Consider the following 22,230-nt stretch of genomic DNA (forward strand, 5'->3'; position numbering starts at 1 on the left):
ATTAGTTAAGTGCGTCTTCGGTATAGTGAAAATAACGTTTAACCGCAGCCTCGTTGGTTAAATAAGCTTGTAATACTTTATTAAACATTGGGTCTTTTGCTGCTTCTTCTGTTAATACCTCATCCCTAGCCTGTTTTAATGCAGCTATAACCTCTGGCGGAAAAGGGGTTACTTGCACATTATGTTCACTGATTAAGGTGTCCATTGCTGCAATGTGGCCTTGGGTATAATCATCGAGCATATCTTGATTTATCGCTCTAGCCGCCACTTTTACAATCGCTTGTAAATCGGCTGGTAACGCTGAAAACGCTTGTTGATTAATTAAAAACTCCATCGAAGAACCAGGTTCATGCCAACCAGGATAATAGTAATACTGAGCAACTTGATGTAGCCCGAGTGGTAAATCGTTATAAGAGCGCACCCACTCTGCCGCATCAATGGCTCCTGTTTGCAATGCACTGTACAGCTCTCGTCCAGCTAATTCGTCAACCGGAATCCCACCCAGTTTCTTTAATACCTTACCGCCAATACCTGGTAAACGCATTTTAAGGCCTTTCAAATCTGCCGGAGACATAATAGGTTTATTAAACCAGCCTCCCATTTGCATGCCCGTATTTCCACCCGCTAACGGCAAAATACCAAAAGGCTGATAAACCTCTTGCCATAATTCAATTCCACCGCCATGGTGCAGCCAGGCATTCATTTGTTGGGCATTTAAACCAAAAGGAATTGATGAGAAAAACTGCGATGCTGGTGCTTTTCCTTTCCAATAATGCGCCGCACTGTGACCCATTTGCACCGTACCTTTGCTTACGCCATCAAATACAGACAAGGCTGGCATTAACTCGCCTGCCCCATAAACATGAATCACTAAGCGACCATTAGACATTTGCTCAACCAGTTGCGCAAATCGCTCTGGTGCCATGCCTAATCCGGCAAGGTTTTTAGGCCAAGATGTTGCCAAACGCCATTCAATTACTTGATGAGACGCAGCCGTTTGAGTTTTAGCCACTGTGTCTGCAGGTGGCTGCTGACAACTTGCCAGCAACAATAATCCCAATAACCCGCAGTACAGTTTCAACTTCCCCATGATGAAATCCTTACTTTCTGTCATTGATAACGAACTAAAATAGACCACTGATTTGAACAATAATCACATAAATACCACCTTAACATAACAATAACAACTGACCACTATGACTATCTCAATAACAAACAAAAAAAGCCTCACAAAATGTGAGGCTTTACCGTATAAAGTTTTGATTAAATTATTATTTTTAACAACCGATTGGTTAGCGCCATACTTAAAAACAAGTTATTGCTCAGCAATAGTGGCCGCAACAATTGCGTTATCCTTTACAGTTAGGCGTTTTAGGCACTTCATCCAAAGCTTGCCATTCAGCTTCAGTGTAAACATTAATTGATAATGCATGCACACCATTAGCTAATTCATCAGCTAAGGCTTGATTAACTAAACGATGACGAGCTAATAAACGCTGCTCGCTAAATTTATCGCTGACAATGACGACTTTAAAGTGGGTTTCTGAATTAGGTGGCACATGATGACGATTACTTTCATTAATCACTTCAAGGTGCAATGGCGTAAAGGCTTGACTCAATTTATCTGTAATGATTTGTTCGACAGACATAGTGATACTCTTATTAATCCATATCAATGAAAGCGCAGGGTACTGGTTTGCCGAATAAAGGTCAAACAAGCAAACTAAAACTTATTACTGGTGCACAAATTTACCGCAACTTAAATCCATCCCACATGTTCATGTTGTTGGCCAATCGGCTATATCGACATAATCAAGTTCGACATCATACTCACTGCCACTTTGCGGCAGGTTTTCGCCCCCCAACCAAGCACTTATAAATTTGCCTTGAGGATCGTAAGTTTGCTGTTGCTTGGCAAGATTAAACCGTCTCCCCCTCGAGGGTCTGCGCCCACACCCGCCAGGTATTGCCAATTACCCCAATTAATTGCAACGTCATAATCAATGAGTTGTTGCTGAAAATAAGCTGCACCGTAGCGCCAATCGCATTGCAATTCATGGATTAAACAACTGGCGACAATTTGTCTGCCACGATTAGACATATAACCAGTTTGGTTTAATTGTGTCATCAATGCATTAACCAATGCAAAAGGGGTTGTAGCGCTTTTCCAGGCTTGCAATCGCTGCGCATAAAAACTGGTTAATGGCTTATTGCCGCTAATGCCTGAAAAGCAAAATAGTTTGTTGTTAAACTTATGGCCATACCAATGAAAATACTCACGCCACAGCAGTTCATATTCAATCCATTGGCTTGACTCATTTGCACCATGTTGAGATTCAAATTGGCGTAATGCCGACACCACTTGTCGAGCTGATAAACAGCCATTTGCCAACCAAGGGGAAAACTTGGTTGAGTGCTCCCAGCCCGCTAATTCGTTTCGAACAATTTTATAACGATGGGCTAACTTAGAGGAAAAATAACTGTCTAGCTGTAATAACCCTTGCGCTTCACCGCCACAAAACACATTACTCAACATGTGAGTTTGTTTCAGCCAGGCGGGATAAGATAACCACGATTGTAATAATGTATCTTGCACCTGCAATACAACCATTGGTGGTAACCAGGATGTTTGCTCTTTTGCTGCATCAAAATGGCTGTCTTTAATCCGTTTTCTAAACTGGCTAAAGCTAGGCGGCAATGCGTCTAACTCAAATGGCAGTTGCGGTAAATTAAACAAGGTTTGGGTCGTGCAGCTCACAAATTCAATATCTGTATCGCATTGTTGCTGAATCGCTTGCCAAGCAGCGCGCTCATCTGCACCGCTGTGATGGCTTCGATAAACTCGGTTTATACCATGGGTGTTAATTAAATGAGGCAGGCAAAGCTGCGCCTGTGCATACACAATATGCAATTGCTGACCATATTGATTAAGTGCTTCATCAAGTGCATGCAGCGACTCTAGCAAAAATTTTAGCCTGTGTTGCCCTAGGTACTCTGCTTGATATTGAGATCCCTTAAACCATTGAGGATCGATACAATACACAATCATCAGTTGTTGAGCATGTTGGGCGATGTCGTCAAATATGACGTTATCAGATAGGCGTAAGTCATCACCAAGCCAATAAAGTGCCCTCACATTTTTTGCCGAGGTTATCGCCTTACTAGCCGCTAAAGATTGAGCATTTGCGTTGCTCATGTATTGCACCACTTATTACGTGTTTCATGCTCAATTGATACGTAAATACACCGTGGCAAGGTTCAATTAAAGATAGTTTTTGTCATTAACGGGGCTTGAGGTGATGCGATTTACCGTAAAGCTTAGCGATAGTAATGGGGAATAATGTGCCTAAAGGTAAAGTTGATTCTAGGCTCTGTTACTTTAAGCCGCTTAGGCAAAGCATGTTGCCAATCTTGTTGCATGCCTGGGTGCATAATCAACAAATCTCCCGACTCTAGGGCAAAATTCACTTTGGTTTGCGTTTTTTTATGGCGCACAACAAAGTCTCTACAGGCTCCGAGTGTGACTGACGCAATAGCAGAGCCCTCAATAATTTCGGGTTCATCATCACTATGCCACCCCATGCAGTCGTGACCATTTGCGTAGCGATTGACTAACGCTGTGTTGCTTTGTATTTGATGTTCTGTAAACAATTTTTGTCGTAAACGGCTTAATACCTTAGGCCAGGGTAAGGCGCTAATGTGTAACTTAGAATAATGATAATCACAACCAGGATCGCCAAACCATGCTTGAGTGCGTGGAATAGGATGCCGCTTACCATAGACCTCAATAGACACTCTTTCTAACGGGTAGTGATCAACTTCGTTAAGTAACAACTGTTGCTGTTTAGCAGACAAAAAGCCTTTAATCCAGGTAACAGGTGGCGTTAATGGATGATGAACATCTGTATCGAGATCTAACTGGGCTTGTGGTACCTCAAAGTCAAACCCCTGTTGCAAACCAGACACTTTACCTCCTATTTCAAAAAACAGTTAAAACCAGCGCTTTATTTTAGCCCACCACAGCCCCAAAAGCACAATCAACGCCATAAGCAACAACACAGCAAAATAACCATAAGACCATTTTAGCTCTGGCATATTGTCAAAGTTCATCCCATAAATACCCGCGATAACTGTTAGAGGTAAAAATATGGCCGTGACCAAGGTTAACGTCATCATTACTCGGTTGGTTTTATGCGCGCTCACAGAGATAAAGCCATTAATCAAACTGCTCACTAATCCTTGATACAAGCTTGCTCGGCTCGATAAACGCTCAAACTGGTTATACAAATAGCTTAACTGTTGATAGTCAAACTCAATGTGTTTAGCACCATCGCTTCCTAATAATTGCTGTAATAGCTCTTCATGATAACTAAATGAACGTTTCGCTTTTTGCAATTTACTACTGTATGCCATTAACTCAGCAAGTAAATCGTCACTTGTGGCATCAAAAATCTCGTCTTCTATATCGTTTAAACGTTCTTCTAATGCCAACATCACGGCTAAGTAGTCGGTCACTATTTGACGCATAATGGCAAAACACACCCAGCTCATTTCAGGACTTTCAAGGCGTTGCTTAGCCATGACTTGCTCGGTAATTTTAGCCACACTAATTGAAGGATTTAGATGCTGGGTAATCAAAAACTGACGATTAACGTGCATCAGCAAATGGCTTCTATCGAGTAGTAAATACGACTGTCGTTCCATTAACTCATGCGTTAATAAATATGCGTGATTAGCATAAGCTTCAATTTGAGGAGGGTGGCGCTCACGGTGCGCTTCTTCAAAATCAAGATTATCAATACCAAACTGCGGGTGCGCTTGAAAAAAAGCTTGGTTATTAGAGCCGCTGATGTCAATCCAAATACGCTGCTTTTCTGGCTCATATTGCGCCATAAGACGCTCATCGCCATGCGACAATAGTTGACCTTGGTTATCAAACAATAAGATATGAATGGTCATAATTAACTCATGCTAAGACAACTGGGTGGCCGCTCAAACTAGCTGGCTAATTCTTGGGTTTCTACGTCTTCTATCACGGCTTTAATTTGTTCAAAATGACTATTAACCCAGGCGCTACTGATTCGGCCCACAGGTCGAAATTCGATAATGCCCTTCGTTATGCCTCTGCCCTTGCTGAATAAAATCGACTTTAATACCAATATCGACAAAAGCCGCGATAGCATCTTGCAGAGTGCGCCTTGGCATACCCGTTAACTTTTGTAGACTTAATAGGTTGTGTTGTTCTTCATCGAGAAGATGTGCCAGATATAGCTTTCGCAAAAATGCTTTTTGCGATTTATTAATAACGTTAAGTTGAGAAAACATCGATATAACGCCCTATAAATAATACGACTTTATTTGAAATTACTGCATGTGTTGCCCTGCATGCAAGTAATATCAACAGCTAAGCAATAATCAAATTGCGGTTTGAGATAAACATTTACAACCTGCTAGTCGCAAATTGCCCTAAAACCATGGCAGTATGATAAGGATACGGTAACAAAGGTATAACATAATAATGAACATGAATCCGACACAAAAAAGTCAGCCTTTAGTCGCACAAGCCTCAGATTCAACAGCTGAGTCAGCGGCAGAGTTAAACCATTACCAACATGGCCATATACTCAGGCCGGCACAATATATCCCATTATCCAGGTTAGCGCTGCAAGCCGTCGATGCTAACTACTCTAAATTACTGTTGATTATTAGCGTTACTATCGCGATGTTAATCACCCTAGCCATTACCATTTTTGGCCTAATGAATCCTGATATCCCAACGAGTGTGACCTTATCCATATTACCAGGTTATGCATTGCTAGCTGTGATTATCATTAAGCTTATCCATATGAAAGCCAAACGGATTGCCTATGGTGTATTTGAGCATGAGCTGGTGTTCCGTGAAGGGCTATTTTGGGTGTCAACAACTGCCCTACCTTATACACGCCTGCAGCACGTTAATTTATCTCAAGGCACAGCCGAACGAAAATTTAATCTGGTGTCATTAAAATGTTTTAGTGCCGGCAGTGGCGTGGCAGAGATTGATTTGCCCGGACTAAATGATGAACTGGCTGAACATTTACGTCAGCACCTGTTAGCTAAAGCCGCGGCGAGCCACCAGCCTATAACTGAACAGCCTGAGCATGACGGCGATAGTCCACTAAAAAATGACACTGAAACCACCGCAGATGTGGAGCATCAACTCACCACATCCAGAGCCGAAACATCCTTTGAGGACACACCTCATGGATGAGTCGCCAAAAACACCTCAACCAATAAAACAACCCGATGTTATAGAGGCTAGTACATCTGATCAGCACAGCAATAACGCTCTCGCCAATCAGCTCAAAGAGTGGCAAGCATTATCGCCCTGGTCGATTATTACCTACGTATTTGGTGCGCTCAAAGGGATCCTCAGTAATGGTATTGCCATCATCCCAATAGTTTATACCGGTTGGAAACAAGGATTTGATGGGCAATGGTTGGTGTTGATGATAAGCGTGATAGTGCTGCTTGTCAGTGTGGCTGCGGTGATTGAGTGGCACAAATTTCGCTTTCGTTTGTCAGGGGGAAACTCGATGTTAAACGAGGACTATTTTTTACCAAAAAAGATGAAATCCCGCTAAGCAGAATTCAAAACATACGTTATGAGCAACCTTTTTATTTTAAACCGCTCGCCCTTGGCACACTGGTGATAGAAACCGCTGGGTCGAAAAAAGATGAAGCCAAGCTAGCAGCGTTAAACATCGAACAGGCGCAGACGCTTAAACGCTTATTGCTTAATTTGACGCACCTTGAACAACCGACATCGTCGTCCTCTCAAGCCAATATTGAGCCGCAACTTGATGCTCAAACGCAGAGCTCTACTCCTGTAACGCGTAAATCTCTGGGTGATTTATTACTATTTGGCTTTTATCAAAACAACTTTATTTGGTTTGCAGTGATTGCGATCCATCATCGGCCAAATCGATATGGAAAAGGTATTTGACTCCGTTATCGCCAGACAATTTTGGTTATGGATTGAGGCCAAACCCATCAAAACATTGGCTTACAAAGCTTGTTTTTTATTCTTGGCTTGTTGTTTTTATACGGACTGTTTTCGCTTATTTCGATTATCGCCGCTGTATTAAAATATTATCCTTACAAACTCGATAGGCATACCGACACCCTGCAACGCAGTGGCGGAGTTATTTCACACCAACAAGATGCATTAGCCATTAAAAGGGTGCAGCTGATCCATGCAAAGCAACCGCTAATAGCTCGACTCTTTAAACGTTGGACCTTGTATTTTAAGCAAGTCAAAGGTCAAGAGGTTGAGCAAAAAACCAAACAACATATGCTTATTCCCAGCGTAAAACCAAACGAAGTAGAAGCAATATTAACGGCCATGCCAAATCTCAGTGGCGGCGCAAGCGCTTTACCACATAATTACACGTCTATTCACATAAAATGGTTTACACGACGGATCATACTGCCACTGTCTATCGCCATATTGTTATCGGTCATTGGCGGATTTGATGGACGTAGTTTGAGCTTTTTTGAATCCACCTGGCTAACCACTTCGGTGATTATTGGGCTTATTTATTTACGTTATAAACATTGGGGATATATCATTGACGACCAGGTGATTTGGCAGCATACAGGCTTGCTCGGCAGGCAATGGAAACGCATTGCTTTTGACAAAGTGCAACACGTCAAAATAACTCAAACACAGGGACAAAAACGGGCAAACTTAGCTTATATTGAAATCGGTCTTGCCAGCGGCAGTGTGGTGTTTCCTTATATCCCTATCGACATTGCTAATCAAATCATTTCCCGTTCGCTGCATGCGGTTAGTCGTAATAGTCAAAACTGGATTTAACCTCATACCGCTTACACAAAAACAAAAGTTTTGGGCAATGTCAAACAGACATTTTTCTACTCGAAATGCCAAATGCAACCAGTTACCCATCACTGGTGACTGGTCAGCATTGTTAAATGAGCTTCTAAAAGCTACTTGACCACTAACACTGGGCATTTGGCTTTATTCGCCACTTCTTCTGCCACATTGTCATGCAAAAAGTGTGAGAGACCAGTGCGGCCGTGGCTAGCAATCACCACCATACCTATTTCATCACTATTGGCTTCAGCTAAAATTTCGGTCACAGCATCACCACGACGGATCACTGTTTCAACTTTTAAATCAGTTTTTAACTGAGCTAATAATTCATGCATTTGCTTAGCGGCAGCATCTTCCATGGTTTTAGCCAACTCTTCAGGTGTAATCGCAAGCACCATATAGTTTTCGTCACCTAGAGGTTGATCAACCACATTCAAAATACGAATACCGACATTGTAGAGATTTGCCATCTCAATGGCATATCGTAAGGCATGCGACGCCGTGTCTGAAAAGTCGGTAGGCCATAAAATATTACGTGTACGCATTTTGCTACCCTCCTTAAACGTGAACAACTAAAGAGTCAGTTAACCCGCTTAAACTGGCACAGCCAACAGACTGTATTCACGCAGTTAATAACCCCTCTTACAAATTAAGTGTAGTCATTAATTTGAGTATTTTTAGTGATCAAAATCAAATCAATGCCGAAAACTTGCTTTAGTTCAAAAAAACGCCTAACATCAGACCGACTAATCAGTCGGTTTATGTGAATAAATTTATAGTTAAGCACATTGGCTACAGCTAATGCGATTATGTTTAAACAACATCAGGCGCAATTAACCGACTCAGACTATCAGCCGGAGAAAAATAATGAACATGGCAGTGGATCAGACAGTAAACTCACTCGCGCAATTACTCGACACACAACGTAGCCGTTATTTGTCACAACCGGCACCGAGTTATCAATCTCGCGTTGACAAATTAACTCAACTGAAACTCGCATTGCTCGATAACCAACAAGCGATAATTGATGCCCTTAATCTCGATTATGGTCACCGTTCCTCAAATGATACCGTTATTTCAGATATCATGCCGTGCGTGAACAATATCAATTACACCATTAAGCACCTTAAATCGTGGATGAAGCCTAGCCGTCGTCATGCAGGCATGTTGCTATCCCCCTCAAAAGTGTCTGTGCAATATCAACCTTTAGGTATCATTGGCATTATCGTGCCGTGGAACTTTCCAATCATGTTATCGATGGGGCTGTTAGTGACAGCCATTGCCGCAGGTAATGGTGCCATGCTCAAAATGTCTGAGTTTACCCCTGCTACAAATGGCGTGTTACGCCAATTACTCGCCACGGTTTTTGATGCCTCTGAAGTAACCATTGTTGAAGGTGAAGCGGAAGTTGCTGCAGAGTTTTCATCTCTGCCTTTTGATCATATTTTATTTACCGGCTCTACCGTCGTAGGGCGCCATGTAATGCGTGCCGCTGCCGATAACCTTACTCCTGTAACCTTAGAGTTAGGTGGTAAATCGCCCGCAATTATTGCGCCCGACATGTCGATTGATACCGCTGTTGAACGACTCATTTTTGGTAAATGTTTAAATGCCGGTCAAATCTGTGTTGCTCCTGATTATGTGCTCTGCCCTGCCGACAAAGTCGATGCGTTTATTGCAGCCTACCGCGCTCGTTTTAACAAAATGTATCCTGACTTTGTTAATAACCAAGATTACGGCAATGTCATTAATGATCGCCAATATCAGCGCTTATTAAAAGTGCTTGACGATGCTAAAGCAAAAGGCGCAAAGGTCATATCCGCAACGGATGACCCTATTTCGACCGATAACAGAAAATTAGCAACGCAACTGATTACCGACACAACTGACGACATGTTGATAATGCAAGACGAGATTTTTGAGCCACTCTTACCGATCATTAGCTATAAAAATGTGTCAGAGGCCATTGGTTATATTAACCGTGGAGACAGACCTCTGGCGTTATACATAATGAGTTTTGATGATAAAACCCAACAACATATTTTACAGCAAACCCATTCTGGTGGTGTGTGTATTAATGACACGGTATTTCATGTGGCGGCAGACGACGCGCCATTTGGTGGTATCGAGCCTTCAGGCATGGGGCATTACCATGGTAAAGAGGGCTTCTTAACCTTTAGTCACGCTAAAACGGTGCTAAACAGTGGTAAAATCAATACTGGCGTGTTTGTGCACCCTCCTTATGGTGGGCTCATTCAACGACTATTGATGAAATTTTTCTTGCGTTAACAACGCTGCTGCCCAGTCAGTTCATAGACATTTTCTGGGCAGTTAATCATTTTCAACCACAGGCACTTTTGACTTAATGAGCAGTAAAATAACAACCGCCACAGATAAAAAACAAGCCATTTTAGACTCAGCGCTACAACTGTTTGTCAGTAACGGCTTTAATGCAACATCAACGGCATCAATCGCCAAAGCTGCGGGAGTGGCAACCGGGACGTTATTTCATCATTTCCCAACCAAAAGCGATATAATGAGCCAATTGTTTCTATCAATAAAACAAGAGTTTGCCAATAATATGGTAAGCAATACTCAATTATCTGGTGACATTGAAAAAGACGCTAATAACCTATGGCAAAAAGCCATTGATTGGGCTATCGCACAACCTCTTAAGCAATTGTTCTTTTTACAATATTCAATGTCAGCCGATATTGATATTGCGGTGAGAAAGCAAGCGATGACAAGCATCTTAGGCTTTGTCGTTGAGTTGATTGAGCAAGGTAAGCAGCAAGGCATTATTGCCAATTTCCCCAACGAATTATTACTTGAAAACTGCCATGGGCAGTACTTAGCCGCTATCCGCTTCTTTACAGATAACCCGCAACTCGGTAGTAACCCACAGCACCGCAGTGCAAGCTTTAAACTTTTTTGGCACGCCATGAAAGCTCAGTAATCCACCGACAATGGCCTCTAGAGGTTTAACGACCTAAAAACATTAACCATCTAAATCAAAGCCCGCTAAATCAACATCATCGGTGGCTGAGTTGCTGTTATCTTCAAAATCTAATTGCGCTGTATGAGCGGTTTGCTGGTTAATCATTTCTTGCTGCTTGGCTTTGTGTATTGCATATTGGCGTCGACGCTTGCGCTGAAAGCATAAGCGAATAACATCTTGCTTTTGTAACTCACTGTAACTCATCCAATTAAAACGCTCATCACGGCTTCTTAGGCACCCAACACAATAACCGCGACTGTCAGACTGACACACGCCGACACAAGGGCTGGGTACGGCAAAAAAGCTTAACTGTTCCATCATCAGTGAGATTAACTCCAGTACATAAAATGCAGACTATTTATTATAGCAATCCGCATTAGAATGTGCTCTTTTAGCGAAAGTTATCAGTGCGGTATTCGAGGCAGCCTTTTGAGGGCATAGTGCACTACGTTAAGAAAGGCTAACAAAGAATACCACGCTGATAAATTCGCCCTTCGGGGTTGCGTCCCCCCCATTACGGCTTCAAATGACGTTGATGTAGATGACTACACCCGCAGTCATTTTCATTGTACTGGGTCTAGTGACGTAACCTAAAATAGATCATATTCTAATAAGGATTGGTATTAATGCGATATAGTCATATAAGCCTAATAATCTACAGGCAAACAATCGTCGTATATTAAGGTTATACTAATTGAGTTAATTTTGTACATTATTACACGTTTTAGGAGGTCTTATGACAACATCAAAGCGTTCCATGTTAAGAGGAAGCAGTCCAAGCTGGCACAGCCTGACATTAATAATATGTAGCTTATGTCTCCTCGCGGCATGCGCGACAAAGCCTAAACAAGATTATGATGTTAATTACGATTTCTCTGCACTTAAAACGTTTAGCCAACTCAGTGTTGAGCAAACTGATGACCCACTAACGGCCGACAGAATTAATGCCGATATCAAACAAAGCTTGTTAAACCAGGGGTTTGTTTATCAACCAGACGGTGGCGACTTTTTAGTTAACTATGCGTTTGTCACCCAAAATAAAGAAAAAGACTCTAGCCTTTCTATCGGCTTAGGCTCTGGCACTTGGGGCTCTAAAGGCGGTATTGGTCTTGGTACCAGCATTGGGATCCCGCTTGGCAGTAACACCGCCAAAACCCAAACGATCCAAATTGATATTGTTGATTCAACAGATAAGCGCTTAATTTGGCGCGGTAATGGTCAGTATCATTTTGATCAAGGCGGCGAAGATAAGGCCAAAGGTATTAACGAAACCGTTGCGGCAATTTTGGCGCAATTCCCACCACAAAAATAACGACTTTTGGCCGTTGTTAACCGCAAATGTAACAACGGCCATCGCATTGTAAAAAATCTATTTAGCAATGAGCGGTTGCACGGTAAACTAGCCGCTATTCTACTTTATCGATTTGTTGACATGACCACCGAAACATATAACCAAGCCATACTGGCATTAGCACTTGCCGGCATTGATGCCATCAATACTTCTGCATCACAACATAAAGCCCAACGCACGCCTGCGCAAGAAAGCCATTTTTTATGTAATTGGATGGTTGAATCGTTAAAAACAAAGCGTTTTTCTAAATTGGTTGCCGACGACTTAACAGCGTGGATCCGTCAAGCTCGTAGTCAAGGGGCTGGGGCGCAACTAAAACGTTTGCTCACCTGCATTGCAGACCAATATCAGCAAGCCAATAACAGCCCTATTGCGACAGGTAGCGGGCTTAAAAACTTATTAACAGAATTAGCGTCTCAGCAATGGGTTATCATCACAGACACCGATATTGACGCTAAACTGAAATTAGACAGTGATGGACAATCAAGCTTAATTATCTCTGCTAAAGAATTTAATCAACACATTGTTGATGACAAGATTGTTAAGCCGATTGCAATGTACATACGTGGCGATGAAAAAATCGTAGCTCAACTTGCGTTAACTCAGGGTTTATTACTGAGCCAAGGTAATAAAAAGACCACGTTAATCAAACACCACAAAACCTATACCTTAATGCCAAACAATCTTCATCCTAGTTTATGCTTGCTTTGTCTTGAGCAATATTAAGCCTTTTTTGATCAGCGTAAGGGAATGCATTACAAGCAATAAGGAGTGTCTATAAGAAACGACCTTATCACATTATGTGGTGATGCTTGCTTTGTTATACGTTAAGCGTTTACGCTGATACCTTGCTTATACCATATATGAATCCCAGCCCTAAGCAAAAAGTATCTGGGGTTTAAAATGGGTTAACGCTGTAGCCTTCATGAGCTAATACTGCATGGGCTGTTAACGCAGACAACGCCATGTCAACACCTGGTAATAAATCCTTTTGACTCATGCCATAATAGGCCGCCGTTTGACCGCACACATAAAACCTTACACCCACCTTCACCAACTGTGCGATCAGGTCTTTATTGGCATTATTTTTTTCAGCATTTAGCGTCTGATAGTAGTGTTCTTGAGTCATGTCGTTTGCCGCTTGACCATGTACCACCATCGCCAGCGAAATATCTTCCAGTTTAACGCCTGCTGCCACATGCATATTAATAAAACGAGCAAGGGTATTAATATGACGATTCAATTCTCCGGGTTTAGCTACCGCGCTTAAATCAAACGCCACCTTAAACTTCATTCCAGCAGGGATTGCCAAGTTACTCTTAATTGCAGCCACTTTACCGTACTCAGTGATCACTGTGCCAGGCTTAAAAGCTTCCATACCCGCAACGGCCATATAAGGGGTGCAAGAGCCTGTAATTAACATTGCACCATACAGTGCTCGTTTAGCCAAAAGAGGTAAGCGTTGTTGCATATTTTATCCTTATCGTTGTTGTAATTAGGCCTATCATTGGCTCATCCTGACTCACTTTAACACAGATTAACGCATAGATTTTATGGCGCATATGGGTATAATCGCGGCCAAACCACGCGACAGCCTAAATCATATGTCAATTCGCCCAATCATAGCTTCAGACTGGCCAGCCATTATGGCTATTCAGGCGCAATGTTATATTGAGTTAATCCCAGAGTCTCTTGAAGTCATGCAAAGTAAATGGCAAGCGTCACCCACGACATGCCTTGTCGTTGAGCAAGCTCAACACGTTGTTGCTTATGCATTAGTTCATCCTTGGGCAAAGGGTAATGCACCGTCTTTAGACACTGAAATAGCCCACAATGAAAGCAATAGCTGGTATTTGCATGACATGGCGATTTCGCCAGCAGCTCAAGGTATGGGTCTGGGTAAGCAATTACTCGAGCACGTGATTAACCAGGCGACTCAATTGTCTAAAAACGGCATTGGTTTGGTGGCAGTTCAGGGAGCAAAAGGCTATTGGCAACAACAAGGTTTTTTGCCTGAAGCGCCCTCAGAAAGCTTAAACACAGCTTTAAACACTTACCCCCCTGATGCGTGTTACCTGTATTTAACTCTAGATTAGGCTTGTGGACGAAATAAATTGTGTTATTTATGGCAACTCATTGGGGTTCTAGTTGGTTATCGGCCTACGAACGTGGGACAATTAACCACACTATTTGACCACACGATTAGCGCATCGGTTGCGTTTGGTCCTTATCGTCGAAAACATATCTGTTAGATGATATTGATTATAGATCATATTTTTATTTTTGAATGTAAATGACATTAATTTCAGGAGTTCGCCATGGCGCGCCAAGTAATTTATACCTTTAAAGGCCAAACCAAAACTATCGCCTTTAGCTATGACATCCACCATGACCTTTATGAAGCCGCAGCTGAGGCGGAAGGGATAGATTTAACAAAGTTTCTCGCTATGGAGCAGCAAATCGCCTTAACCTCCAAAAAAGGCGCAAAAGCTGAAAAAGAGTTTCGTAAAACCGAATTTGCCCGCTTTGGTTTTACCAGTATTAAGTTTGTTCGCGAAGACGATGAAATCTAATCTCAACTGAGACTTAAGGAATATCGATGTTAAATTCAGAACATGCCAACTTTCCTCGAGCGAGCTTTGTTCGTCGAGTTGGCGCAATCATTTACGATTCATTATTGGCCGTCGCGGTATACATGTTTGCCGGTGGCATTGGTTTTGGGGTGTTTTTTGCTTTACAAAGCACCGGGTTGATTGCAATGAACGGCTTTGAGCATACCTCAGATTTACTCAATAACACGCCGCTTTACCATGGGCTATATCAATTATGGTTGGCATTATGTGTGTGCAGCTTTTACGCCATATTTTGGAGCCGTGGCGGTCAAACTTTAGGTATGCGAGCATGGCGTTTAAAAGTACAACATCCTAATGGCCAAAACCTCAGTTTTATTACCGCTTGTGCTCGCGTGGTGTGGTCTTTGTTAGGTATTGGTAACTTATGGATTTTAATTAACGACGATAAACTGGCTCTGCAAGATATGATAACCCGCTCAGAAGTAGTGGTGTTGTCGGTTGAAGCCAATCAAATGCGCAATTGGCACGGCGCGTAATCTATACCAACAAAAATGGCAACCTAAGGTTGCCATTTTTGTGTCTTAGTTAATGAGACGATTATTTGCGTATGTAATGTATGGCTAAAGCGGTAAATAACAAACTTGGCGCAACCGCTCCGACAAAAGCGGGTAACTCATACACAAGACTCATAGGACCAAATATCTGGTTACTGATATAAAAGCTAAATCCAGCAACGACACCTAACAATACCCGAGCCCCCATAGTGACCGTTCGTAGCGGACCAAATACAAATGACAACGCCACCAGCATCATCACAGCCACCGTTATTGGCTGCATAATTTTGCGCCATAACGCCAATTCATAACGGCTAGGATCTTGCTGGTTAGTTTCGAGGTAATCAAGATAATCAACCAAACCTCTAATCGATAACGATTCAGGCTTTACTGACACAACACTGAGCTTATCTGGCGTTAACGTTGACTTCCAGTCATCGGTTTCTAAAAATTCACGAACAACTCTATCGTCTTGCACTGATGTATTTTCAACGCCACTTAATTGCCATAAATCACCTGTAAATACTGCCTTCTCAGCATGTGTCACCGACGTTAACTCAAGATTATTGTTAAACTTATACAAGCTTACAGAGTTAAGCATATCCACGTTTTGTACTTCGCCTATATTGACAAACATATCGCCATCTTTAGCCCAAATACCACGATTTGATTTAATTAAACTGCCGCCGGATACTTTAACAGCTTGTAGCTCTTTTGCGCTTTTTTCAGCAACAGGGGCGCCCCATTCGCCGAGCACCATGACCATGATCATTAATGGTATTGCGGTTTTCATTGCCGATTGGGTGATTTGCAAACGCGACATACCAGAAGCTTGCATCACGACAAGTTCGGAGTTGGACGCTAACATGCCCATCCCAATTAATGCACCGAGCAAAACAGCCATAGGAAAAAACATTTCAATATCACGAGGCACTAAAAACAGCACATAAACCCCGGCATCCATCATGGTATAGTTGCCTCGACCGACAACGCGTAGCTGATCAACCCACTTAATAATCCCCGATAACCCAGTTAAAATTAGCAAACATAAGGCTGACGTGCTCACAATCATACGAGCAATATAAAGGTCTAAAATTTTCATCCTGCCACCTGTTTACGCTTAAAAAATCCGAGCAACTTCATTCCAGATGGCCGTTCTTTAATCAACAACAATAACCCTAATACCAATGCACAACCGTGGATCCACCACATCCCCAACGATAATGGAATTACCTCATCTTGTAGCGCCTTACGCCCTGCGACCATTAAGCCAAAGTAGCCCAAATACAATAAAATCGCAGGGAACATTTTAGCAAACTTACCTTGGCGCACATTCACCCGTGCCAGCGGCACCGCAATCAAGGTCATTAATGGAATGGCAATCGGTATCGCTAATCGCCATTGAAATTCGGCCACAGCTTCAGAACCTGGCGTCGCCAGCAACTCATCGATAGGCAATGCAGACAATTTACGTCTACGCTCGTCGATTTCTTGCTCTTTAATTTCCATTTTATAGCCACCAAACTCGATAACTTGTATATCCAGTGACTTAGGGTTGCCTTGATAACGCACCCCTTTTTCTAGCTCTAATTGTTGGCTGCCGATATCGTCTTCTATCACTCGCCCTTGCTGAGCAACCACAAGGTTAGTTAATCCATCTTCATCATCAGGATCAGGTAATTGCGCCACAAACACTTTATTGAGGGTATTATCTTTATTAATCTTTTCAACAAATAACACCGCTCGACCGTTAGGGCTAGTTTGAAAGCGCCCTTGAGTTAATGCGGCAAGTCCGGCTTCTGATTGCGCTTTTTCTAACACTTGATTTTGGCGTTCTTCTGCCCACGAGCCAACATAAATTGACAAATAAGCCGTAAAGATGAGGTTAACTAACGCCAGTAGTAACGTCACCCGGGTCACATACCACTCACTAACCCCCACACCATGCAAAACCACCATTTCATTTTCAGCGTACATTCGCCCATGGGCTAATAAAATCGCTAAAAAGAAACTAAGAGGTAGCACCAAAACCGTCAACTGAGGCAAATTCAGCCCCAATAACGTCAACACTAACGATGCAGGAAATTCACCGTCAGAAGCATCGGCTAACACGCGCACAAATTGCTGGCTGATAAAAATAGTTAACAGTACTAAAAGTACTGCAAATTGCGCTTTTAAAACTTCACCAATCAGGTATCTAAATACAATCACAAGTAGGATCCGGTGGCTAAACTTATCTTTTTACTGGTATCAGAGCAACTTTCATGTAAACTGTCTACTTTCAGAAGTTTTGCTAGTTTTCTGACCAGCGCGGAAGGTGCTTTGGGGTCGTGGTTAACATCTATTTTGGCTGTCAACTTTCGCCTTTTTTTAGTTAATAATCCCAAACAGTTAACACCTTTTCGTTGATTATATGCCAGATGGCCTAATGCAAACATTATCTAATAAATATAAAAATTTGTCTTTAAGAATCTAGGAGTGCTCATGGAGTTTAGCGTAAAGAGCGGCAGCCCCGAAAAACAACGTTCAGCGTGTATCGTTGTAGGTGTCTACGAACCCCGCCGTTTGTCTGGTATCGCAGAGCAATTGGATAAAATCAGTGAAGGTTACATTAGTAACCTACTTCGTCGTGGTGACCTTGAAGGTAAACCAGGACAAATGCTGCTATTGCATCATGTACCAAACGTATTGAGTGAGCGCGTGTTACTAGTTGGTTGTGGTAAAGAGCGTGAGTTAGACGAGCGTCAATATAAACAAATTATCACCAAAACCATTAGCACCTTGAACGAAACCGGTTCAATGGAAGCAGTATGCTTCTTAACAGAGCTGCATGTCAAAGGCCGCGACACCTACTGGAAAGTTCGTCAAGCCGTTGAAGCGACTCAAAACAGCTTATATTCATTTGACGCATTAAAGACCCGCAAGGGTGAAACGCGTCGTCCACTGCGTAAAATGGTATTTAATGTACCAACACGCCGTGAGTTGACCATTGGCGAGCGCGCAATTGAACACGGCACGTCAGTGTCTGCGGGTATGCATTTATGCCGCGACGTGGCGAACATGCCACCTAACATTTGTAATCCAGCTTATTTAGCGTCACAAGCGCGTCAAATGGCTGAAGTACATGAAAACCTTAAAGTCACCACCGTTGGTGAAGAGCAAATGGCCAAATTAGGCATGAACTCTTACCTTGCCGTAGGCCGTGCTAGCTCAAACGAATCTATCATGACCGTGATGGAATATCAGGGCGCAGTCAACAGTACTGAAAAACCGATTGTTTTGGTGGGTAAAGGGTTAACTTTTGACTCGGGCGGGATTTCATTAAAACCTGGCGAAGCCATGGATGAAATGAAATACGACATGGGTGGTGCTGCCGGTGTTATCGGCACTATGAAAGCATTGTGTGAAATGAAGTTGCCTATCAATGTGATTGGTGTACTGGCCGGTTGTGAAAACATGCCTGCTGGCAACGCTTATCGTCCTGGTGACATTTTAACCACCATGTCTGGCCAAACGGTTGAAGTATTAAATACCGACGCAGAAGGTCGCCTAGTATTATGCGACGTATTAACCTACGTTGAACGTTTCGAGCCAGAATTGGTTATCGATACAGCAACCTTAACCGGCGCTTGTGTGATTGCATTAGGCAAACACGCTTCAGGTTTATTTAGCTCGCATAATCCATTAGCACATGAATTATTAAATGCGGGTGAGCAAAGTGGCGACCGCGCATGGCGCATGCCATTGTGGGATGAGTATCAAGACATGCTTGATAGCCCATTTGCTGACATGACTAACCTTGGTGGTCGTCCTGCAGGTTCTATTACCGCCGCTTGTTTCTTGTCTCGCTTTGCTAAAAAGTATAACTGGGCGCATTTAGATGTAGCTGGTACTGCTTGGAATAGCGGCGCAAACAAAGGTTCAACCGGTCGTCCAGTACCGATTTTAAGCCAGTTCTTAATTAATCGTGCTGGGGTTGAAATTAGCGAATAACGCTAAAACTCTCTCTGTAAAAGGTAAAGCATTGTGCTTTACCTTTTTTTTGGCCTTAAACCCAACTTGTACGTTTATTGAACATTTTGAGCGAGTGATATAGACTGCGTTGTTAAAATACGAATTAAATTAAAAACTCATCACAATCATAGGGATTTGATTAATGACACAATATAAACCGCATACAAACTCATTGCCCTATGAGCCTTTGATATGAAACCTCCTTATTTGTCATTTCAACCTTTGCTTTTGGCGATCACTTTGTTGCTCACCGCCAATGTAACCGCGGCACAACCCACCACCAAACTGATGACATATCCGTTACGCCCCTTCAGCTATCAGCAAGATGGCATGATAACGGGATTCGCAGTAGACATTGTTAATGCCATAATACAAAACTCGCACATCGATGCCCAAATTGAGATGTATCCTTTTAATCGAGGCTTTCAGCAATTAAAGTCACAATCCAATACCGCCTTATTTGCTATCGCTAAAAGACCTGAGCGAGAACAAAACATGAAGTGGGTTGGACTAGATTATTACCAGTGGAGTGTATTTTTATAAAAAACGCAGCGCTAACCTGACGTTATCGCGATTAGACGATCTTAAACGTTTGCAAAATGTGGGAGTTGTACTTGATAACGCTGATCACAGTTACTTAAACAGCATAGGGTTTACCAACCTCAGTACTGATAACGATCAATTACAATCGCTCAGAATGCTCAGCTATGGGCGGGTTGATGTTGCCCCGATGAGCGAGTTGGTCATGCCATTTTTAGCACAAGCGGCAAATATTGACATCAGTACCATTGAGCGCACGCCCATTAAATTATACGACTCAACCTTATATATTGCTTTTTCAGCCGACACCAGTGACGCGGTTATCGCACAATGGCAACACGCATTTGATCAATTAAAAGCATCTGGCCGCTATCAAACTATTTTTGATCAATACTTTAACAAAGAAATAAAAATCACCCACAACCAAGTAATACTTAATTAAACATCACTTTATGTAACATCGCAGTACTAAAAACCTATTAACGTACCAACTAACCATTATGCCAATCACATTAGCCAATTACCTTTTTATCAATCTAACAATGGCTATCTTTAATCAATTTCAAAACACCTACAGCTAAACAATTGTTAACTTGTTACACATAAGTAACAGGTCTATTATCTCGTTTGTAAGCATGATAAGTCCATAATCTATAAAACAAAGTCGCAGAAAGGGATCTTCAGGTGAAAGCGCTAAAAGTCATCATCATTACAATCATTAGTGCATTGGCTCTTTATGGATTAGTGGCAATGTTATTGGGCTATCTACTCAGCTCCATGTGCGGTAATACCGTATACACCGAATCGCTATCATTAGATAAAATGTACAAAGCTATTATCTTTGAACGAAGCTGCGGCGGCGCTTCTGGCCATTCAACCCAAATATCAATCATCAAAGCAGATGAGCAACTGTGCGACAATTGCGCGGGCGACGTACTTGTTGCTGACGGCCACCCTAACGACAATAAACTCAACTTAGTCTGGTTAGGACAACAAGATTCTGACAACCAACAACTGCAAATTCATGTTCCTGTTGATCTTACAAATGAGACAAAAGAAACCAGCTGGTCTTCTTGGTTTAACAGTGTCGATATTTCTTATCATGTAATTGATCAATATCCATTAACTTGCGAACAAAACCCAAAAGCTAAAGCGTGTCAATTCATAACACATGATCAAAAATTAATTGAAGTGTTAAAGCAATTTAAAGACTTTAACGATCACAAAGCTCTTGCTGTTGCTGTTAGCGAGAGTGGTCATATTCGCTATGGCTACGCATTTGGTTATGACACAATGCTAAAAGCGCAACGCAGAGCATTAAAAGAGTGCACCAAAGGCACAAGCCCTACCCATGTAAAATGTGAACTAATTCGCTAAGGATAGCTAATGCAATTTGAGCGTCAGCAGCACAAAACACATATCATTGATAACCAAAAAATCGATGTCTGTTACGACCGCTTCACGACCCGCTTTAGCTTATCCATTAATGAGCACCAGATCTTTAGCAGGCTACTGCTCTTAAGCCCATGGCGTAAACAGCAGCTAATGATTAATAACATCCCCTACAATTTAACGATTAAATGGTTTGTGTTATGGCGCTCAAGCTTAACGCCACAACAATCATCTCCTCAACGTCCATCCATCGAAGAGCTATTACCGCAGCGGCGTAGAAAATCCATTATGATTACGCTATACCTCGGATTAATCAGCTCGATTAAACTGACACTCATGACATTGAGCTATGCAAATGTCATATAAATCGCAGAACCACAGCCATTAACCCGCAAGCGATTTTAGTGTAAACTCGTGGCCAACTTATTAACCGCTAAAAAGCTGCACAACATGACTCAAGCCTTGTTTTACCTTATGCCTGATAATCATAATCAAATGAGTGCATTAGATGCGCTTTATTTGGCTGCCTGCCGGTTAGCAGAACAACATTATCGCCAGCAAAAAACCGTCTATATTCACTGCAAAAACAAGCAGCAAGCTTATGCAATTGATGAGTTACTGTGGCAATTTGAGCCCAATGCCTTTGTACCGCATAATTTAAAAGGTGAAGGCTCGGTAACAGGTGCGCCTGTTGAAATTGGTTTTGACACCCTAGGTACAAATAAAAGTCGCCAAGTTCTGATTAATCTTGCAGACCAAATGCCTACTTTTGCGGTAAACTTGCCCCATATTATCGATTTTGTCGCTAATGACGATGAACTCAAGCGCATTGCCCGCAATCGCTACCGTCAATACCAAAGTGCCGGCATCACACCTAGCACCCAAGCATTAGCAGAATAAACACTTAATTTAGATAGAGAACATAACGCTCC

Annotated in this window: 27 protein-coding genes and 1 pseudogene; 17 read left to right on the top strand and 11 right to left on the bottom strand. The window is 42.3% G+C overall.

All coding sequences use genetic code 11. The annotated features are described in order from the left end of the window. Position 1: 1 nt before the first annotated feature. The 6 genes and pseudogenes from N4T56_RS14330 to N4T56_RS14355 all read right to left on the bottom strand — a co-directional run bounded on the left by N4T56_RS14330 (position 2) and on the right by N4T56_RS14355 (position 5,325). Entirely contained in the window at positions 2–1,090 is a 1,089-nt protein-coding gene (locus N4T56_RS14330; protein WP_261733686.1) for a TRAP transporter substrate-binding protein, read from the bottom strand. 259 nt (positions 1,091–1,349) lie between these two features. Beyond that, positions 1,350–1,649, bottom strand: a complete 300-nt coding sequence (locus tag N4T56_RS14335; RefSeq protein WP_261733687.1) for a BolA family protein — start codon at positions 1,647–1,649, stop codon at positions 1,350–1,352. Positions 1,650–1,873: 224 nt separating this feature from the next. Next, positions 1,874–3,196, bottom strand: a complete 1,323-nt coding sequence (locus N4T56_RS14340) for a DASH family cryptochrome (RefSeq protein WP_261733688.1) — start codon at positions 3,194–3,196, stop codon at positions 1,874–1,876. A 122-nt stretch (positions 3,197–3,318) separates the two neighbouring features. After that, a complete protein-coding gene (locus N4T56_RS14345) occupies positions 3,319–3,966 on the bottom strand; it encodes an alpha-ketoglutarate-dependent dioxygenase AlkB family protein (protein WP_261733689.1) in 648 nt (215 codons plus the stop codon). Positions 3,967–3,990: 24 nt separating this feature from the next. Beyond that, positions 3,991–4,959 carry a magnesium transporter CorA family protein gene (locus tag N4T56_RS14350; RefSeq protein WP_261733690.1) on the bottom strand — a complete coding sequence of 323 codons (969 nt, stop codon included), beginning with the start codon at positions 4,957–4,959 and terminating at the stop codon, positions 3,991–3,993. Between the two features lie 38 nt (positions 4,960–4,997). Then, positions 4,998–5,325 (bottom strand): annotated as a pseudogene (locus N4T56_RS14355) (winged helix-turn-helix domain-containing protein). 193 nt (positions 5,326–5,518) lie between these two features. On the opposite strand from N4T56_RS14355, the gene N4T56_RS14360 reads away from it, so the two are divergent. The 4 genes from N4T56_RS14360 to N4T56_RS14375 all read left to right on the top strand — a co-directional run bounded on the left by N4T56_RS14360 (position 5,519) and on the right by N4T56_RS14375 (position 7,858). Next, the gene (locus N4T56_RS14360) at positions 5,519–6,250 is read left to right on the top strand and encodes a PH domain-containing protein (protein ID WP_261733691.1); all 732 of its coding nucleotides are present in this window, start codon (positions 5,519–5,521) and stop codon (positions 6,248–6,250) included. Next, complete coding sequence (locus N4T56_RS14365; RefSeq protein WP_261733692.1) at positions 6,243–6,623, top strand: hypothetical protein; 381 nt, start codon at positions 6,243–6,245, stop codon at positions 6,621–6,623. Before N4T56_RS14360 ends, N4T56_RS14365 begins: the two co-directional genes overlap by 8 nt. Then, positions 6,536–6,985, top strand: coding sequence for a PH domain-containing protein (locus tag N4T56_RS14370; RefSeq protein WP_261733693.1), 450 nt, complete (start codon positions 6,536–6,538; stop codon positions 6,983–6,985). The genes N4T56_RS14365 and N4T56_RS14370 overlap by 88 nt, the downstream gene beginning before the upstream one ends. A 69-nt stretch (positions 6,986–7,054) precedes the next feature. After that, on the top strand, positions 7,055–7,858 hold the full coding sequence (locus N4T56_RS14375; protein ID WP_261733694.1) for a PH domain-containing protein: 804 nt from the start codon (positions 7,055–7,057) through the stop codon (positions 7,856–7,858). Between the two features lie 131 nt (positions 7,859–7,989). Here the strand turns inward: N4T56_RS14375 and N4T56_RS14380 are convergent, their stop codons facing one another. Beyond that, positions 7,990–8,421: a universal stress protein gene (locus N4T56_RS14380; protein WP_261733695.1), complete on the bottom strand. Its 432-nt coding sequence runs from the start codon at positions 8,419–8,421 to the stop codon at positions 7,990–7,992. A 322-nt stretch (positions 8,422–8,743) separates the two neighbouring features. On the opposite strand from N4T56_RS14380, the gene N4T56_RS14385 reads away from it, so the two are divergent. Continuing rightward, positions 8,744–10,165: a coniferyl aldehyde dehydrogenase gene (locus N4T56_RS14385; protein ID WP_261733696.1), complete on the top strand. Its 1,422-nt coding sequence runs from the start codon at positions 8,744–8,746 to the stop codon at positions 10,163–10,165. Between the two features lie 76 nt (positions 10,166–10,241). Beyond that, complete coding sequence (locus N4T56_RS14390) at positions 10,242–10,832, top strand: TetR/AcrR family transcriptional regulator (protein ID WP_261733697.1); 591 nt, start codon at positions 10,242–10,244, stop codon at positions 10,830–10,832. Between the two features lie 42 nt (positions 10,833–10,874). Here N4T56_RS14390 and N4T56_RS14395 read toward each other — a convergent pair whose 3' ends face one another. Next, entirely contained in the window at positions 10,875–11,192 is a 318-nt protein-coding gene (locus tag N4T56_RS14395; RefSeq protein WP_261734837.1) for a DUF1289 domain-containing protein, read from the bottom strand. A gap of 439 nt (positions 11,193–11,631) precedes the next feature. On the opposite strand from N4T56_RS14395, the gene N4T56_RS14400 reads away from it, so the two are divergent. Both N4T56_RS14400 and N4T56_RS14405 read left to right on the top strand, forming a co-directional pair. Beyond that, entirely contained in the window at positions 11,632–12,186 is a 555-nt protein-coding gene (locus N4T56_RS14400; RefSeq protein WP_261734838.1) for a DUF4136 domain-containing protein, read from the top strand. Positions 12,187–12,306: 120 nt separating this feature from the next. Further along, complete coding sequence (locus N4T56_RS14405) at positions 12,307–12,951, top strand: DUF2913 family protein (RefSeq protein WP_261733698.1); 645 nt, start codon at positions 12,307–12,309, stop codon at positions 12,949–12,951. A 172-nt stretch (positions 12,952–13,123) separates the two neighbouring features. Here the strand turns inward: N4T56_RS14405 and N4T56_RS14410 are convergent, their stop codons facing one another. Further along, positions 13,124–13,696: a DsrE family protein gene (locus N4T56_RS14410; protein ID WP_261733699.1), complete on the bottom strand. Its 573-nt coding sequence runs from the start codon at positions 13,694–13,696 to the stop codon at positions 13,124–13,126. Between the two features lie 91 nt (positions 13,697–13,787). Here N4T56_RS14410 and N4T56_RS14415 point away from each other — a divergent pair, with 91 nt between their 5' ends. The 3 genes from N4T56_RS14415 (at position 13,788) to N4T56_RS14425 (ending at position 15,334) form a co-directional block, all read left to right on the top strand. Beyond that, the gene (locus N4T56_RS14415) at positions 13,788–14,321 is read left to right on the top strand and encodes a GNAT family N-acetyltransferase (RefSeq protein ID WP_261733700.1); all 534 of its coding nucleotides are present in this window, start codon (positions 13,788–13,790) and stop codon (positions 14,319–14,321) included. Between the two features lie 222 nt (positions 14,322–14,543). Beyond that, entirely contained in the window at positions 14,544–14,798 is a 255-nt protein-coding gene (locus N4T56_RS14420; RefSeq protein WP_261733701.1) for a DUF2960 domain-containing protein, read from the top strand. 26 nt (positions 14,799–14,824) lie between these two features. Further along, a complete protein-coding gene (locus tag N4T56_RS14425) occupies positions 14,825–15,334 on the top strand; it encodes an RDD family protein (protein WP_261733702.1) in 510 nt (169 codons plus the stop codon). A gap of 61 nt (positions 15,335–15,395) precedes the next feature. On the opposite strand, the gene lptG is transcribed toward N4T56_RS14425, so the two are convergent. Both lptG and lptF read right to left on the bottom strand, forming a co-directional pair. Continuing rightward, positions 15,396–16,454: an LPS export ABC transporter permease LptG gene (gene lptG, locus N4T56_RS14430; protein WP_261733703.1), complete on the bottom strand. Its 1,059-nt coding sequence runs from the start codon at positions 16,452–16,454 to the stop codon at positions 15,396–15,398. Beyond that, entirely contained in the window at positions 16,451–17,563 is a 1,113-nt protein-coding gene (lptF, locus tag N4T56_RS14435; RefSeq protein ID WP_261733704.1) for an LPS export ABC transporter permease LptF, read from the bottom strand. Before lptF ends, lptG begins: the two co-directional genes overlap by 4 nt. 273 nt (positions 17,564–17,836) lie before the next feature. On the opposite strand from lptF, the gene pepA reads away from it, so the two are divergent. The 6 genes from pepA to N4T56_RS14465 all read left to right on the top strand — a co-directional run bounded on the left by pepA (position 17,837) and on the right by N4T56_RS14465 (position 22,198). Continuing rightward, the gene (gene pepA, locus N4T56_RS14440; RefSeq protein ID WP_261733705.1) at positions 17,837–19,345 is read left to right on the top strand and encodes a leucyl aminopeptidase; all 1,509 of its coding nucleotides are present in this window, start codon (positions 17,837–17,839) and stop codon (positions 19,343–19,345) included. Between the two features lie 213 nt (positions 19,346–19,558). Beyond that, the gene (locus N4T56_RS14445) at positions 19,559–19,909 is read left to right on the top strand and encodes a transporter substrate-binding domain-containing protein (protein ID WP_261733706.1); all 351 of its coding nucleotides are present in this window, start codon (positions 19,559–19,561) and stop codon (positions 19,907–19,909) included. Next, a complete protein-coding gene (locus N4T56_RS14450; RefSeq protein ID WP_261733707.1) occupies positions 19,896–20,348 on the top strand; it encodes a substrate-binding periplasmic protein in 453 nt (150 codons plus the stop codon). The genes N4T56_RS14445 and N4T56_RS14450 overlap by 14 nt, the downstream gene beginning before the upstream one ends. A 242-nt stretch (positions 20,349–20,590) precedes the next feature. Beyond that, the gene (locus N4T56_RS14455) at positions 20,591–21,283 is read left to right on the top strand and encodes a DUF4189 domain-containing protein (RefSeq protein ID WP_261733708.1); all 693 of its coding nucleotides are present in this window, start codon (positions 20,591–20,593) and stop codon (positions 21,281–21,283) included. 9 nt (positions 21,284–21,292) lie between these two features. After that, positions 21,293–21,664 (top strand): hypothetical protein, encoded by a 372-nt coding sequence (locus tag N4T56_RS14460; RefSeq protein ID WP_261733709.1) that lies wholly within the window; start codon positions 21,293–21,295, stop codon positions 21,662–21,664. An 84-nt stretch (positions 21,665–21,748) separates the two neighbouring features. Then, a complete protein-coding gene (locus tag N4T56_RS14465) occupies positions 21,749–22,198 on the top strand; it encodes a DNA polymerase III subunit chi (protein WP_261734839.1) in 450 nt (149 codons plus the stop codon). Positions 22,199–22,230 lie beyond the last annotated feature (32 nt).

Source organism: Shewanella phaeophyticola, assembly GCF_025398315.1.
In the GTDB taxonomy this organism is placed as follows: Bacteria; Pseudomonadota; Gammaproteobacteria; order Enterobacterales; family Shewanellaceae; genus Shewanella; species Shewanella phaeophyticola.